We start from the raw sequence: 14677 nt of genomic DNA on the forward strand, positions 1-14677 counted from the left end.
TTTCGGGCACGGTTATTGTTTGATCGAAGGTAATGTGGTGGCCTTCTCTTCTCCATGAGTCAACATGTGAATGATCGTATTGATGAGGCCGCTATTCAGGTCGGAACGGACAGCAATTTCTTGGGTAGACGGTTGCACTCTGGCGGCAATGGCACCCACTTTGTAAAGTGTATCGGGCGGCAACGTTGCGATCGTCACACCTAAATTATTCGGATCACTTTCAAAATACGAATAACGGTTGGTCATCACCACGATGTATGCGTCGAGCGGGGCCAGCCAGTAGGACGCAACGTTATAGCCCGCAAATTGCCCACTGTGACCAAAAAGTGAGTTGTCGATGCGAGCCAGTCCGCGCGCGTACTGAAATGTCGTGTTGGGGTCGAGTGGTGCTCCACTCACCCAGTAGGCAGATTCCTGACGGCTTTGCACGCGACTAACCATGACATGCTGCAGAAATTTCATCAGGTCAGAGGCGTTAGAAACCATCCCGCCGGTTGTCCACGCAAAGGAGGGATCAACTTCAGAGAAGTCTTCCAGTGTGCCATCACCATTGATGTAGGGTTGTGCGAGCAGGGTACTGTCGGGTGTGTCATTGGTGCGGAATTTGAGAAGATCGGTGTCAGATGAATCGTAGGGAGCATTAAAATAATCAGCATACCCGTGAACAAAAGGCGCACCACCACGGAATTGCCGTTCACCCGGAATAGGTAAATAGGTTTGGGTCAGGTTGAGTGGCGCGGTGATCAGGCGCGCAACTTCGTCATGCACGGGATTACCCGTGGCTTTTTCAATGATCAGTCCGAGCAAATAATAATTGGTGTTGGAATATTTAACGGTTGATCCGGGAGAAGAGGTCGGATTGGTTCCGTAAGGGGTGCCGACACTATCGCCAGTAGCCGTTGTGAAAGAGGCTGGTGCATCAAACGTATCAACGAATCCGAGTATTTCGCTGCTGTCCCACGTTTTTTGTCCGTGACTCATCACAAATTGATTCATCGGCATTTGCATGTCGGGCGAATCCCCGTGCACCAGACGCGCATCGGTGGTCACATAGCTATACAGGCCACTGGTGTGGTTGAGCAGCATGCCAATGGTAATCACACTTCCCTTGCCGGCGTTGATACCGGTCAACGTGCCAGGCAACCATTTTTCAACGGTATCACTCAAGGAGAGTTTCCCTTCGGCGGCGAGTTTAACGACGACATCAGCAATAAACATTTTTGTGACACTGGCAATGCGAAACGGCAAATCAATGGTCATAGGCGTATAACAGGTGTTCGGAGCGGCAGTATCAATTTCCGCGCATCCGACGGCATAATACCACGGTTGATAACCGTTCAGGTGAACCGCCACAATGGCGCCGGGGGTTTGGCTACCGGTGGCATTGTGATAGTATTGGTTCGTGCCATAAAAATAATCATTTACCGATTGTTGCAGTGCGGCATTCGTAGTCGCTGTCACAGGAGGCGGCGTGGAAGCATCACCGGAAATATAATTTTCCCCTCCACCGCATCCAATAAGCGTGAAGAGTAAAACAGTACAGAGTGTGACCCAAATACGTGAACCAGTGGAAGCAAGCAGAGTGCATGTTGGCATACGTTTCTCCTGTGTCGCTAGGCGGATGAGCCGCTGTTAGGTGAAAAGAACGGAACGTCCTGAGGGCGTAATGGTCGTAAATCACTGAACCAATCGGCATTTGCATCGTATTCAGCACAAAAAATCCGCAAAACCTGTGCCGCATCTGGCGACTGCAGGTAGCGCAGCAACAGGGCAGGTTTCCCGTTGATCTCTTGCACATCGACCACTTGCACTTTGCCATGTGGGGTAGACATACATGGCCCACGCGCCGTGCGACAAATGCCACTGACGTTCCCCCAGGCGGTGCGGTAGATTTCAAGCGCTTCGACTAAAGGGACGCGGAAATAGTGACGCGCTCCGGTATCGCGCACGATAAATTGATAGTATGGGATGATTCCAAGGCGAACTTGCTCTTGCCAGAGGTCGACCCATGTTGTCGCTTCGGCATTGATATGGCGGAGTAACGGTGACTGTGCGCGAATTTCAGCTCCCGTGGCTCGTATACGTTGAACGGCCTGCTGTACGGCTGGTGTGGCAAGTTCACGCGGGTGGTTCATATTGGCGACAATAGCAAGATGTTTTCCACTCGCAATAATGCGCTCAAAAGTTTGCAAAAGAGAGTCGGCGTCAGGGTCGGTCAGGAAACGATATGGCCAATAGGTAATGGCTTTGGTGCCAAATCTGATGGCATTCAAATGGGGAATATTAGCAGCAAGAATTTTATCCACATATTCGGCAAGTATGTGAGCGGGCATCACCATTGGATCGCCACCAGTAAACAGGATATCGCGCACTTCTTGGTGCTGTGCCACATACTGCACCAGGGCGTTGATATCGGTGCTAACAAAAATTTCTTTTTCTCCGCCAACAAATTGGAGCCAACGGAAGCAAAACGTACAATGGGCATGGCACATTTGCCCTTCAGCGGCAAAGAAAAGGACAGTTTCGGGGTAGGAATGGATAATTCCCTGCTGTTTTAATCCGTCAATAATCGGCAAGGTAGCATCCATGGTTTGTACGGAATGGGGGTTCAAATCCTGTCGAATTTCGCGCACCGCACGAGCAATGACCTGTTCCGTTTCGCCTTGGTGGAGTAACGATGCCAGCCGTTGATAATGATGTGGCTGGAGCATGTCACGGTTAGGAAAATTTAAACGGTACATGGGATCTGATTCGGGATGCTTCCAGTCGATAACTTCATCGACCATGTATCGGTTCGTGCGGAAGGGAAACACGCGCCCAACCACAGCCGTAGCTTCCTGCAATTCAGCCGAAAGGTGTTGCCACTGCGGTAACGTGTGAATCGTTTCTCGGGTATAGGCACGAAATGTTTTTTGCACGGGATGTTATCTCTCAGTAGGCAAATTTAAATCCGGTTAAAAATTCGGTGTCCCGTTTTGCGGCAACCGGCCAAGGGTTATTGTCAAACGCGACGGCGTACTGAATCAGAAAACCGACGTATTGATTGAGGGAAAATTCGAGGCTGTTTGTCCAACGCCAGTCATAGCGCTTAGTAGTACCAAGGATGATTGCTTTTTGTTCATCAAGGCCGGCTTGAGGGATGGTGGTTAACCCGTAAATATTGGTAGCGTCCAGGGCGCGCTTCATGTTGAATTCCTGGCGGTAACGCAACATGTCAGTGAGGCGATGCGTGTAATCGGCACGGAGGTAGATACCATCATATTTTTCTGAATCATTCTGAATTAAGGTAGCAACCATCGGTGCGTACTCGTCGGAAATACGACCCAGTCCGAGGCGTATACCAAGGCGGTAGCGATTTTTGTCAACAACATCTTGCAGCACATTGTACGAACCGACACCCACAAAAGGGATAGTACGACTTTGAATGAAAATGGGGCTTAAACGCTGCCAAAACAGGCCTGCTTCGGCAAAAAGATAGCGGTTCAATTCGTACTGCAAGGTTTCTTCAAAATTCTGCACGTCTTTTTCTGAGACATTGCCGTCAGGATTTTGAATCTCTTTTTTGTCAATGCTATAGGCTAAATGGTTCGTGAATCGACCTTTGCGAAGTCCAAGATACATTCCGCCATTTTTGACGGTACCATCGTCGTTGCCACTGAGTTCGGCAAAAGAGAATTTAAGGTGCGTGTGCTTTAGGAAATATGGGTATTCGGGGCTATATTCGAATGAGCTGTGTTCCCACCACTCTTCGGGTTGATTGGGTTGAAAGGTAGGGTGTGAAAAGAAACCCTGATACTCGCCGTACGGTTTTTCTGGGTTGATTTGCGGGGGAAGTTTTGGTGCGGATTGAATTTGACGGTACAAGTCGGGATAGTTTTCGCGAATGTACTCCGGTGTGAGTTCAAGGCTCTGCGCGGAGGCGGCCGCGAAAAGGCAGAACGTTAAACTGGCCAAGCTCCATCGCAACATTGCCGAAACACGGAAGGCGGCTGACTTGAAAGGCGGGGTGACTCTCCTCATACTTGCTCCTTTGCACTCCATGGCGTTAAACCGTGACGAGAAAGATAGATGCGCTCTATAACACACGAAGATGGCTTTTCAGTAGTCGCAACATGAGCACAATAGTCGAATCCGCAGGAGAATTGCCGGATATGCCAACGCTCATGGTGTACGGTAGCCGTGTCCTCCTTGATAATGACTTCTTCCAGCGGCAGAAGTAACCCTTGGCCAGTACCTTTCAGAACAGCCTCTTTCGCCGTCCAGTAGGTATAAAACTGACGTTGGCGCGCGGCGGGGTCGAGCGCTTTGAGTTCCGGCAAATGTCCCACGAACTCATCAAATGCGATCGGACGAATCTGCTCAACATCAACGCCTACCTTACCCGAGCTGGCACATGCAAGCACGACGACCGCTCCTGAGTGGGAGATATTAAACGACCAAGCACCTGCAATGAAAGGTTTTTTTGTATCAGTGTAGGTAATATTTTCTAAAGGATTGCAGAGTGTTACGTGTCGCGCGCCGCGTTGCTCTATCGCATAGAGCAACAGAAGTTTGCCAAGTAGCGTAGCACGTTGATCTTCCGGGCGTCGATAACGATGACATTGCTTTTGGAGTGGCTCAGGAAGAAGGGCAAGCAAAGAGTGTTGCTGAGTCGCCGAGAGTGGAGCATCGCACGCGATCCAAAAGATTTGCAATTTCATGCTTCGGCCAAAGTCGCTTGTATGAGGGTGCCGATGGCATCGACATGGTCAAAAAGGAAAAAATGACCTCCAGTATACGTGACAACGCGACAAGCACGGCTGGTATATTTCTGCCACTGCCACGCCTGTGCAAGGGTCGTACTTTCCTGATCGCCGATCAGGACTGTAATGGGAACTGGCAGAGGTGGTAACGCGGCGTGCTGATATTCTGCTACCACACGCATGTCATCGCGAATAATCGGCGCAAAATACTCCATCAATTCACGGTCATTAGCAACAGCTGGCGGGCACCCGCCTAACGTGATAAGTTTTTGCTTAAATTCTTCTAAGGGAAGAGTATACCAGCGAGCCTCGACGCTTGTTTGATCCGGAGCACCTTTGCCCGAAAGAAAAAGATGGCGGGGAAGTGGAAGATTGTTTTGCATCAACTTGTGCGTGGCCAAATAGATAACCAATGCCCCCATGCTGTGACCAAAAAGTGCATAGGGCTGCTGAATGGATGGAGCCAGTTGCGAGGTCAAATCAGACGCCATGGCGTCGATATCAGTCAGGCGCGGCTCCTGCCCTCGGCGCCCCCGACCAGGAGGCTCAAAGGTGACGACAGGCACCGTTGGTGATATGTTTTGTGCCAGTGGGCGGTAGGAATACACATTGCCACCGGCAAAGGGAAAACAGAAAAGTGATGTGGTTAAGTGAATCATACTCTTGCTTTCGAACACGAATCGTTTCTCTATATAGCTGAGGTAAGAGCTTCGCGCTGGTGAATTTGCGTTGCTATTTGCAGCATCGTTTCACTTGAGCGCAATAATTTTTCAGCCCACGAAAGCCCAATGATCGGTTGATGCGTAACCGAGTCGCAAAAAGGGAGTTTAACCTCCGGTCCCAATAAATATCGATAATCGACTGTGATCTCTTCTCCTTGCAATAAATCCCTTTGGGCAAACAGAAAACCTAAATGCCACAGACAACTCGGGGTGAATGAATGATTGACAAAGCACTCGTCAGGCCATTCAGGGGATATTGTGCAATGGTTTTCGAACCAGCGAATCGATGATTCCGCATGCGGATGGTCGGGCACGGCAGTGAGTTCTTCAAGCGTAATAGTTTCGCTGATATGAGTTGGTGCAACAACGACCCTGCCGATATCAACTTTTTCAGACACAAAAAGCCCTTTTCCAGCCAGAGGAATTAACGAGTCGGCAACGTAATACGGGATATTTATCATGTCCACTCCTAGGAAAAGTCAGCGTCAATGGATATGGCGACAGATGAAAGTCGGTTAATTCCGCGACTCTCGAATACTCCGTGTCAATAAATTTTTGTATACCAAAAAATCTACTGCCAAAAGTGCCGCATTGGCAAGTACATTTATGTGCAGCCGGAGGATGTGATGTTTCCGTTATTTTTTAGGTAACTCTGTGTTTTATGGGGGATCATGCACTCAAAGGCATTCGATTGCATGTTAAAATGGCGGAGAGCGAGGGATTCGAACCCTCGATACCGCTATTAGCAGTATACTCGCTTAGCAGGCGAGCGCCTTCGACCTACTCGGCCAGCTCTCCGTTTGCGCGTGAGCGCGTTTTTGGACAGGCGGGATACTACCGTAACTGAGCCTTGAATGCAAACTTTTATTCGTCCTCAAAGCAATAATTCCGTATTTTCCCGCCATAAAAACATTTACTACTCGTAAACGCGTATTTTCCCAAGCGAATCGATCTCGACGATCTTTAATGGTGAGACATCACCACTGTCACGTGTGATCATGGTTTCCAATTCTGGGAGTGTTTCCAAAAACTTTTTTTGACTTTGCGCGATAGAAGCAATGCGAATTTCCCAAGGGAGTCGATGGGCATTTTCAACCAGAATTTCTGTCGCTATGATTTTTTCTCCAATAGTGCGTAGAGCGGGCGCAATTTCTTTGGCCTGCGTGCCAACGAAAAGGATGGCAAGCGTGGCGCCGTCATAACGTCCAACCAAATCAGAAGACCTGACATGGCACTGCACGAGCCTTGCGACGTCTACCATGACGCGGTCGCCTTGGCTCACGCCAAACGTATCGTTGACATGCTTGAGTGATTGCACCCGCAAGAGCGCTACCACAATATTGCCATTGGCACGTTCGGCGGCGCGAAATATTTTTTCACCGACGTCAAGGAGCGTTTCACGATTCCACATACCGGTCAGCAGATCGCGCCCCAGCAGTGGTCGCATGGCTTGCAGTTGATGCGAACGGGTATCATGCGTGACTATTCTGGCGAGAACGGCGCTCTTTGCCCATGTCGTATCGAAGCACTCTTGCACCCCGTAACGGAAAAATTTTGCGGCAAGTTGTGGTTTGACGGTTTCGCTAAACACTACAATGCCGACTTCTTCCGCAAGATAATGCTGGCGGATAGTACGCACCAATGCGTCGGTGTTGATGTCTCCATGAAGCGTGGCGGCGCAGCACACCCACGGAGCAATGTTGGCGTGCGCGGTGACAAGCGATTCGGCTGCTTCGCTGACCGACACATCAAGGGCGGACAGCACCGCTTCGCCATTTTCGCACTGAATCACGCTCATGCCGCACTGCTGGCTCCATTCTAAAAGTACAGGGGGAATATCTCCCACCACAAGGAGCGGCTGATGAGAGCGCCGCTCGATGAATGTCAGCAAATCAATAACGTAGCTGCGCTCGCCATCATCGCGCACGGTGAAGATTTCCGTCCAAGGGAGCAACGATGCCGATGGGTGGCGGTCGCGTTTTTGTGCAGTAAAGCCAATCAAAGGAAGTGGATTTTCTTGAAGGTAGCAGGCCAGTGCTTCTGCGCTAGTGCCCATGCCATCCATACTCACCAGTATCCCTTTAACTGATTTGTTCTGCGGCGATTGTAGCATAACAAGCAGATCGGATACCGAAGCCGTGCGACAGATTTCGATCCGTGGATCGTTCAGGGTATTGCGCCACAGATAGGTACTGATCAGGGCGTCTGAAAGCGATTCGCAAACAAGAAACATCTTAGTGAATCTCCTGCTTGATCAGCGCATAGAAGGCTCGCACACCGCTACCGGTAGCCCCTTTGCCTTCAAAATATTCTTTTTTGACGTCCCATGCGGTGCCGGCTACGTCGAGGTGCATCCACCGTGTCCCTTCCGGAATGAATCGCTGCAAGAACAACCCTGCGGTAATCGTTCCGGCCTCTTTACCGCCAACATTTTGCATGTCAGCATATTCGCTTTTGAGCTGTTCGTCATACTCGGCAAAGGCGGGCATTTGCCACAAGGCTTCGTGGTACTCAGCCGCGAGAGTACGCACGTGCTGCGCCATCTCGTCAGTATTACTGATCACACCAATAGCGTGGGAACCCAGTGCAACCACACACGCGCCGGTCAGTGTCGCAATGTCGACGACCATTGAAGGGCTAAACCGCTTAATGCCATAGGCTAAAGCGTCGCATAAAATTAAACGTCCTTCGGCATCTGTATTGATGACTTCAATCGTTTTTCCGTTATACGCGGTGACAATATCGCCGGGCTTGCTGGCGCGACCACCGGGCATATTTTCGGTAGCGGGGATAATCCCCACCACGTCGGCTTGTATGCCAGCTATCCCCATCGCTTTGAAGGTGCCAAGGACAGCGGCTCCGCCACACATATCGAATTTCATCTCTTCCATGCTGGCACTTGGTTTAATGGAAATACCACCCGTGTCGAATGTCAACCCTTTCCCAACCAAGAGAATTGGCGGCTTCGGTGTTGCCGAGGTATTGCGCAGCACGATAAGTTTTGCGGGTTGCTCGCTCCCTTTCGCGACCGAAACAAAGGCTCCCATGCCCATCGCTTCGATTTGCGCAAAGTCAAACACTTCCACCGCGAAACCATATTCTGCCGCCAGCGCTTCGGCTTGAGCGGCCAGATAGGTCGGTGTCGCAATATTGCCAGGGAGGTTTCCCAACTCGCGCGCATAGTTCATGCCACTCGCGATACTTTTCGCCTCCTGCACGGCATCTTCAAAGCCAGCAATTGTGATCGTTTCGAGCACAATAACCGGACTTTCTGGGTCGGCGCTTTTGGTGGTGCGATAGGTGTACGATGCCAATAACGCTCCCAGCGCTACATCACGCGCTTGCGCGGCTTCCGTGACGGTTTCGAAAGTAAGTGCCGTGTAACGCGCATGGCGAGCACATTTCCACGCTACTGCGCCGGCGATCATGAAACGGTCGCTCCCTTTTTCGGCCACGCCAACGTACATAACAGCACGGCCGTCTTCAAGTGTCAGTAGGCTGGTTTTGGGTACCGCACGAAAGCCAAGTTGAGCCAACTGCTCTGCGTGAGCCAGCGATGCGAGCGATGACTTTGAAACTATCCGAACAATGGCATTTGACATATTTTACTCCTTAAAGGTGAATTCAAGATGGTTACAAGCGATGCTCAAGAATCCCATTACCCTTTCCAGCTACTCTTGAGGCCGACGGTGCGGTTAAAAACCGGCTGCCCTGGAGCGGTATCGGGATCGGCACAAAAGTATCCGTGCCGTAAAAACTGGTACGCGCGCCCTTGTTCTGGAGTGGCAAGTTCCGGCTCGCCAAGAGCCTGTACGACGCACAATGAGTTGGGATTCAGGTTGGCCGTGAAATCGCCCCCTGCGGCAACATTTTCCGGATCATCCTGCGTAAAGAGATGATCGTACAGCCGCACGTCAAGTCTCACAGCATGAGCCGCCGATACCCAATGTGCCGTCCCTTTTACTTTGCGCCCGTCGTCCGTCCATCCACCACGGCTGGCAGGATCGTAGGTGCAATGGATTTCAGTAATATTCCCCGCAGCATCCTTGGCCACATGCTCGCAGAGCACGTAATACGCGTGCTTGAGGCGTAACTCTTTGCCGGGTGAAAGGCGATGGTATCCCTTGGTTGGAACCTCCATAAAGTCATCACGTTCGATATACACTTCGCGGCAAAAAGGGATTTGCCGTTTTCCATCATCAGGATTTTCCGGATTATTATCGGCGTCGAGCCACTCCACCTGATTTTCAGGGTAATTCGTAATCACCAATTTTACGGGATTGAGCACAACCATGACGCGGCGGGCGTGACGATTCAGGTCTTCGCGCAGGCAGAATTCGAGTTGGCCAAATTCAACCGTGCTGTTGGACTTGGCGACTCCAATTTCTTCGGCGAAGCGCCGGATCGCTGCAGGCGTATAACCGCGGCGACGCAGACCCGCAATGGTTGGCATGCGCGGATCATCCCAACCGCTCACATGTCCCTCTTCAACCAGCTTTAACAGCTTGCGTTTGCTCATCAGGGTCGTGGTTAAGTTCAGGCGGGCAAACTCTATTTGCTGGGGATGATGCACGCCAAGCGTGTCCAGAAACCAGTCGTACAATGGACGGTGATCTTCAAATTCTAGGGTGCAAATCGAATGGGTGATCCCTTCAATGGAATCTTCCAAACCATGCGCGTAGTCGTACATCGGATAGATGCACCACGTTGTACCGGTACGGTGGTGTGGCGCATAGCTAATACGATACATAATCGGGTCGCGCAGATTGAGGTTCGGCGATGCCATGTCAATTTTGGCACGCAAGACACATTCCCCCTCGGCGAATTTTCCCTGTTTCATGTCGTCAAAAAGGGCGAGGTTTTCGTCAACGGTGCGTTCGCGATACGGGCTGGGTTGACCGGGCTCTGTCAGCGTGCCGCGATAACGCCGCGTCTCTTCGCCGCTCAGATGACAAACATAGGCTTGTCCTTGGCGAATCAGTTGCAAGGCGCATTGGTAGAATTGTTCAAAGTAGTCCGAAGCGTACAATGGTTGCAAGGCATCAAAGCCGAGCCAAGCGACATCGCGAATGATCGAAGCCACATACTCTTCGCTCTCTTTTGCGGGATTGGTGTCGTCGAAACGGAGGTTACATTTTCCGCTAAACTCTTCCGCCAGTCCGAAATTCAGGCAGATAGATTTCGCATGTCCGATATGCAGATAGCCGTTCGGTTCCGGCGGGAAACGGGTATGAACGCGGCTAGCAAAGCGTCCCTGCTCGATATCTTGCGCGATAATGGTACGAATAAAATTTGCTTTTGGAGTTGTGGCGGGTGTTTCAGTAGTCATCCAGCGTCCTTTATGAAAGAGTATTCAGCGCGCGAGTAAGGCGTTTTTGTATGGTATCTGAGGCAAGGTGTTCCAGAATGGCAACGAGGTCGGGGCCGCTCAAGCTTCCGGAAAGGGCAAGGCGAACGACCGGATTGATTTTACCCGCTCCGATTTCTAACGTTGTGGCACAGTTTTCAAGCCAAGCGTGATATCCGGCTTGTGTGCGATCCGTCAGTTTTTCGAGAGAGGTGAGCAGGGTTTGTAAAACGGGCTGCGCCGCAGCGGTAAAATGTTTTTTCGCTGCTTTTTCGTCATAGTTTTGTGGATCGATAAAGAACAACTCGCTTTGCGGAACAATTTCCGTCACGCGACGCGAGCGAACTTTCAAGAGGTCTATGATAGCGCACAGTCGAGTAGTATCTGTCGCTTCGCTTGTTTGCGTAAACCAGCTTTGTTGTTCCCATTGTGGCTGAACCAGTGGCAACAGCGATACGGCACTCGCCAGTGCGAGGTATTGTCCGTTCATCCATTCCAGTTTGGTTTCGTCAAACACCGCCGGTTTGGCGCTAATTCGCTCAAAACTAAAGAGTGTTTCGGTTTCATGGCGTGATATAATTTCCCGATCATCCCCCGGATTCCAACCGAGTAACGTGAGAAAGTTGACCAGTGCTTCAGGGAGAAACCCACCTTGCTGATAGTCCATCACGGATGCGGCCCCTTTACGCTTCGAGAGCTTGCCACCAGTCGGCGAAAGGATAACCGGAAGGTGCGCAAAAATCGGCGGTTCCCAGCCAAAGGCGCGATAGAGATAGACGTGACGCGGCGTACTGGCAATCCATTCATCGCCGCGCATTACATGCGTAATCTGCATGGCGTGATCATCGACAACGCTGGCAAGATGGTACGTGGGGAAGCCATCGGTTTTTAGCAGCACGGTGTCATCAATTTGCGAGTTTTCCGTGGTAATCGCTCCGCGAATGGCGTCATCGAATGTTACGTTGCCACTTTCCGGAACTTTCAAACGGACAACCGAGCGTTCCCCCGCATGAAGACGAAGCTGTACTTCGTCAGGTGCCAGATGGCGACACAAACGATCATATCCGGTCTGCGGAATACCCGCCGCCTCACGTTCCGTGCGTAATTGCTCCAGGCGTTCCGTCGTACAGAAACAATGGTAGGCAGCACCACTATCGAGAAGGTGTTGGGCATGGTCACGATAGAGGGGCAATCTTTCTGATTGAACATACGGCCCGCATGAGCCGCCAACCTCAGGGCCTTCGTCCCATTCTATACCAAGCCAGCGCAGGCTGGTGAATATTTCGTGAAGCGAATCTTCTTGGAAGCGGGTTTGATCAGTATCTTCGATACGCAGGAGGAATTTTCCCCCTTGCGAACGGGCGAAAAGGTAGTTGAATAACGCGGTACGGGCTCCGCCAACATGGAGATAGCCGGTGGGCGATGGAGCAAAGCGGACGCGAACGGTTGGTGTGGCCATAGTATCTCCTGACTAGTGTAACGATAATACATATATCGGAGTATACATGAGCTGCGCAAATCTGGCAAACGGCAGAAGAGCAACAGGCTCTGTTTAATTTGGGAAAATCAGTTGCAATTCGTGTGAAAAAATATCAAAATCAAACGCTGAATTATATTGCTAGAAATGCATTGAATCGCATTACTTAACCGTATGAGTCATTTACGTTCTTATAGTAGACACGAAGGAGTTTCGCATGACCAAGAAGCGTTCGAGCTTAGGCTTTAAGCTGACTATGATTCCAATTACGGTATTTGGAGCTTTCTTAATTATTGGTTTATTCGTTCTTGCCGCCTTAGAAAACGTCATGGAAAAGAGTAAAGAAAATCAGCTTCGCTCAGTAGTGGAGACCTCATACGCGGTGGTAAGTCGCTTTCACAAGCTGGAAAAAGAAGGTGGGCTCTCCCGTGAAGCCGCACAAGCTCAAGCGGCTTCTATCATAAAATCAATGCGCTATGATGTTGTTGAATATCTCTGGATTAACGATCTTGGCCGTCCATTCCCCATGATGATTATGCATCCCACGGTGCCAGCACTTGACGGCAAAACACTGGATTCAACGAATTTTAATAAAGCTACCATGATGCGCAATCGTGATGGATCAGCCAAAGCGCCACTTGATAACAAAAACCTCTTTATAGCCTTTGTTGATGCGGTAAATACATACAACAAGGAAGGATTTGTAACGTATGAATGGCCAAAACCAAAGGTTGGCGGTGGGGTAACCCAAGAGCTTTACACGAAGCTCTCCTATGTAAAGCTCTTTGATGAATGGGGTTGGATTATCGGTTCGGGCGTCTACATCGACGATTTGCGTGAAACGTACTGGAGTCTTGCACGGTGGATTATTGCGATTGGTGCTGCAGGGATGCTCCTTGTCACCGGTATGGCGCTGTATGTCAGGCGGTGGGTGCTTGGTCGACTTGGCGGAGATCCACAACTGGCTTTAGTTGTGGCAAATCGGATATCTTCTGGCGATCTCGTTACCGAAACGCCCCAACGTAAGCGGAGTGCCGACCAAGAAAATCTCCTTTCCGCACTTGAAGATATGCGGCAGAATTTACACCAGATTATCAGTACGATTGTCAGTAGTTCGCATGAGTTGACGAAAGATATGACGATGCTGGCGGCGAAAGCTTCCGAAATGGGAGTAGGGTTTCAACTTCAGCGCGAATCAAGTGATCAGGTCAGTGAATCCGTCGCACAGATCAGTACAAATATCGAAAATGTTGCGCATCTTGCAACCTCTACTCAGGAGCATGCTGAAGGGGTGCAGACCTTGACCATTAATGGTGAAAAAATGGTTATGGAGTCATCCGCCAGCATGCAAAAAATTGCAATGACGGTGGAGCAATCAGCCAAGAGTGTTCAACATTTGGCTGAACAATCCGACAAAATTGGCAGTATCCTGAGTATTATCCGTGATATTGCCGATCAAACCAACCTGCTCGCGCTGAATGCGGCAATTGAAGCGGCACGGGCTGGCGAACAAGGGCGTGGATTTGCGGTAGTTGCCGATGAAGTGCGTAAGCTCGCCGAAAGAACAGGTGGTGCTACGGGTGAAATATCGAGCATGATCGAGCAGGTTCAAAAGGAAACGCTTGTCGCTGTTGCCGGACTCAATTCCGTAACCCCAATTATTCAGCGCGGCGTAGAAATTTCTCATGAAACTTCAGATCTCCTGCTCGCGATTCGTCAAGCATCACGCGATACGCTCGATAAAATGGAGCAGCTTTCAAAGCTCGTTAGTGATCAGGTGCATCTCACTGAAGAAGTTGTTTCGCAGGTAGAAGCCTCAAACGACGTAACGCATAAGGCTGAATCACTCATCCAAACGACCGAAGACATTGCCACGCGTGCGGAAAAATCAGCGAATGAACTCGAAGAAGTGGTGCAGTGCTTTAAGATTGCTGGCAGCGAAAACCTGCGTCCAGTAGCGGAGTTGAATGCCGCACCAAGCGCGACACTCCTTGAATGGTCACCACAGTTAGCGGTTGGCGTGAATATTATCGATGAACAGCATAAGGAGTTGGTCAACCTCTGCAATGCGTTCTATGCCGCCACCGGCAGTGCTAGCGGGAAAGAAAAAATTAAAGGGATACTGGAAGAGTTGGTCAAATACACGCTCTACCACTTTGACACCGAAAAGCAGCTTATGGGACGCCACAACTACAGTGATAGTGCGAATCATCTGGCACAACACGATAAATTGGTCGCAAAAGTAGTTGAATATAAGCAGCGGTTTGAAAAAGGCGAATCAGTAGGAGCCGAACTTTCACGGTTCTTGCGCGATTGGCTGGTGCAGCACATTATGCGCACCGACAAAGCTTTTGCGAAAGAGTTACGGTCAAAAGGGGTGAAATAGTCG

General features: G+C 50.4%; 11 protein-coding genes and 1 tRNA gene. 1 reads left to right on the top strand and 11 read right to left on the bottom strand.

The window, feature by feature from the left end:
* Positions 1 to 12: 12 nt before the first annotated feature.
* The 11 genes from P304_RS0107950 to gltX all read right to left on the bottom strand — a co-directional run bounded on the left by P304_RS0107950 (position 13) and on the right by gltX (position 12270).
* A complete protein-coding gene (locus P304_RS0107950; protein ID WP_027390112.1) occupies positions 13 to 1596 on the bottom strand; it encodes a serine hydrolase domain-containing protein in 1584 nt (527 codons plus the stop codon).
* Positions 1597 to 1613: 17 nt separating this feature from the next.
* Positions 1614 to 2918, bottom strand: a complete 1305-nt coding sequence (locus tag P304_RS14675; protein WP_034764768.1) for a KamA family radical SAM protein — start codon at positions 2916 to 2918, stop codon at positions 1614 to 1616.
* Positions 2919 to 2931: 13 nt separating this feature from the next.
* Positions 2932 to 4020 (bottom strand): DUF481 domain-containing protein, encoded by a 1089-nt coding sequence (locus P304_RS0107960; protein WP_027390113.1) that lies wholly within the window; start codon positions 4018 to 4020, stop codon positions 2932 to 2934.
* On the bottom strand, positions 4017 to 4700 hold the full coding sequence (locus P304_RS0107965; protein ID WP_027390114.1) for a 4'-phosphopantetheinyl transferase family protein: 684 nt from the start codon (positions 4698 to 4700) through the stop codon (positions 4017 to 4019). The genes P304_RS0107960 and P304_RS0107965 overlap by 4 nt, the downstream gene beginning before the upstream one ends.
* Positions 4697 to 5401 (bottom strand): thioesterase II family protein, encoded by a 705-nt coding sequence (locus tag P304_RS0107970; protein ID WP_027390115.1) that lies wholly within the window; start codon positions 5399 to 5401, stop codon positions 4697 to 4699. The genes P304_RS0107965 and P304_RS0107970 overlap by 4 nt, the downstream gene beginning before the upstream one ends.
* Before the next feature lie 29 nt (positions 5402 to 5430).
* Positions 5431 to 5925 carry an SET domain-containing protein-lysine N-methyltransferase gene (locus P304_RS0107975; RefSeq protein WP_027390116.1) on the bottom strand — a complete coding sequence of 165 codons (495 nt, stop codon included), beginning with the start codon at positions 5923 to 5925 and terminating at the stop codon, positions 5431 to 5433.
* A gap of 243 nt (positions 5926 to 6168) precedes the next feature.
* A tRNA-Ser gene (locus P304_RS0107980) sits at positions 6169 to 6262 on the bottom strand.
* A 118-nt stretch (positions 6263 to 6380) separates the two neighbouring features.
* The gene (locus P304_RS0107985; RefSeq protein ID WP_027390117.1) at positions 6381 to 7697 is read right to left on the bottom strand and encodes a GGDEF domain-containing protein; all 1317 of its coding nucleotides are present in this window, start codon (positions 7695 to 7697) and stop codon (positions 6381 to 6383) included.
* Position 7698: 1 nt separating this feature from the next.
* Positions 7699 to 9066: a leucyl aminopeptidase gene (locus tag P304_RS14680; protein WP_051321526.1), complete on the bottom strand. Its 1368-nt coding sequence runs from the start codon at positions 9064 to 9066 to the stop codon at positions 7699 to 7701.
* Between the two features lie 56 nt (positions 9067 to 9122).
* On the bottom strand, positions 9123 to 10793 hold the full coding sequence (locus tag P304_RS0107995) for a glutamine--tRNA ligase/YqeY domain fusion protein (protein WP_027390118.1): 1671 nt from the start codon (positions 10791 to 10793) through the stop codon (positions 9123 to 9125).
* Between the two features lie 10 nt (positions 10794 to 10803).
* Positions 10804 to 12270 carry a glutamate--tRNA ligase gene (gltX, locus tag P304_RS0108000; RefSeq protein ID WP_027390119.1) on the bottom strand — a complete coding sequence of 489 codons (1467 nt, stop codon included), beginning with the start codon at positions 12268 to 12270 and terminating at the stop codon, positions 10804 to 10806.
* Positions 12271 to 12505: 235 nt separating this feature from the next.
* On the opposite strand from gltX, the gene P304_RS14685 reads away from it, so the two are divergent.
* Positions 12506 to 14674 (top strand): bacteriohemerythrin, encoded by a 2169-nt coding sequence (locus P304_RS14685; RefSeq protein ID WP_051321527.1) that lies wholly within the window; start codon positions 12506 to 12508, stop codon positions 14672 to 14674.
* Positions 14675 to 14677: the final 3 nt, after the last annotated feature.

The sequence above is a fragment of the Chrysiogenes arsenatis DSM 11915 genome (assembly GCF_000469585.1).
Classification (GTDB): domain Bacteria; phylum Chrysiogenota; class Chrysiogenetes; order Chrysiogenales; family Chrysiogenaceae; genus Chrysiogenes; species Chrysiogenes arsenatis.

What these genes read in the sequence shown, in the direction of transcription:
- P304_RS0107950 (WP_027390112.1), bottom strand. Translation starts at nt 1,596, where the DNA reads ATGCCAACATGCACTCTGCTTGCTTCCACTGGTTCACGTATTTGGGTC.
- P304_RS0107960 (WP_027390113.1), bottom strand. Translation starts at nt 4,020, where the DNA reads ATGAGGAGAGTCACCCCGCCTTTCAAGTCAGCCGCCTTCCGTGTTTCG.
- P304_RS0107965 (WP_027390114.1), bottom strand. Translation starts at nt 4,700, where the DNA reads ATGAAATTGCAAATCTTTTGGATCGCGTGCGATGCTCCACTCTCGGCG.
- P304_RS0107970 (WP_027390115.1), bottom strand. Translation starts at nt 5,401, where the DNA reads ATGATTCACTTAACCACATCACTTTTCTGTTTTCCCTTTGCCGGTGGC.
- P304_RS0107975 (WP_027390116.1), bottom strand. Translation starts at nt 5,925, where the DNA reads ATGATAAATATCCCGTATTACGTTGCCGACTCGTTAATTCCTCTGGCT.
- P304_RS0107985 (WP_027390117.1), bottom strand. Translation starts at nt 7,697, where the DNA reads ATGTTTCTTGTTTGCGAATCGCTTTCAGACGCCCTGATCAGTACCTAT.
- P304_RS14680 (WP_051321526.1), bottom strand. Translation starts at nt 9,066, where the DNA reads ATGTCAAATGCCATTGTTCGGATAGTTTCAAAGTCATCGCTCGCATCG.
- P304_RS0107995 (WP_027390118.1), bottom strand. Translation starts at nt 10,793, where the DNA reads ATGACTACTGAAACACCCGCCACAACTCCAAAAGCAAATTTTATTCGT.
- gltX (WP_027390119.1), bottom strand. Translation starts at nt 12,270, where the DNA reads ATGGCCACACCAACCGTTCGCGTCCGCTTTGCTCCATCGCCCACCGGC.
- P304_RS14685 (WP_051321527.1), top strand. Translation starts at nt 12,506, where the DNA reads ATGACCAAGAAGCGTTCGAGCTTAGGCTTTAAGCTGACTATGATTCCA.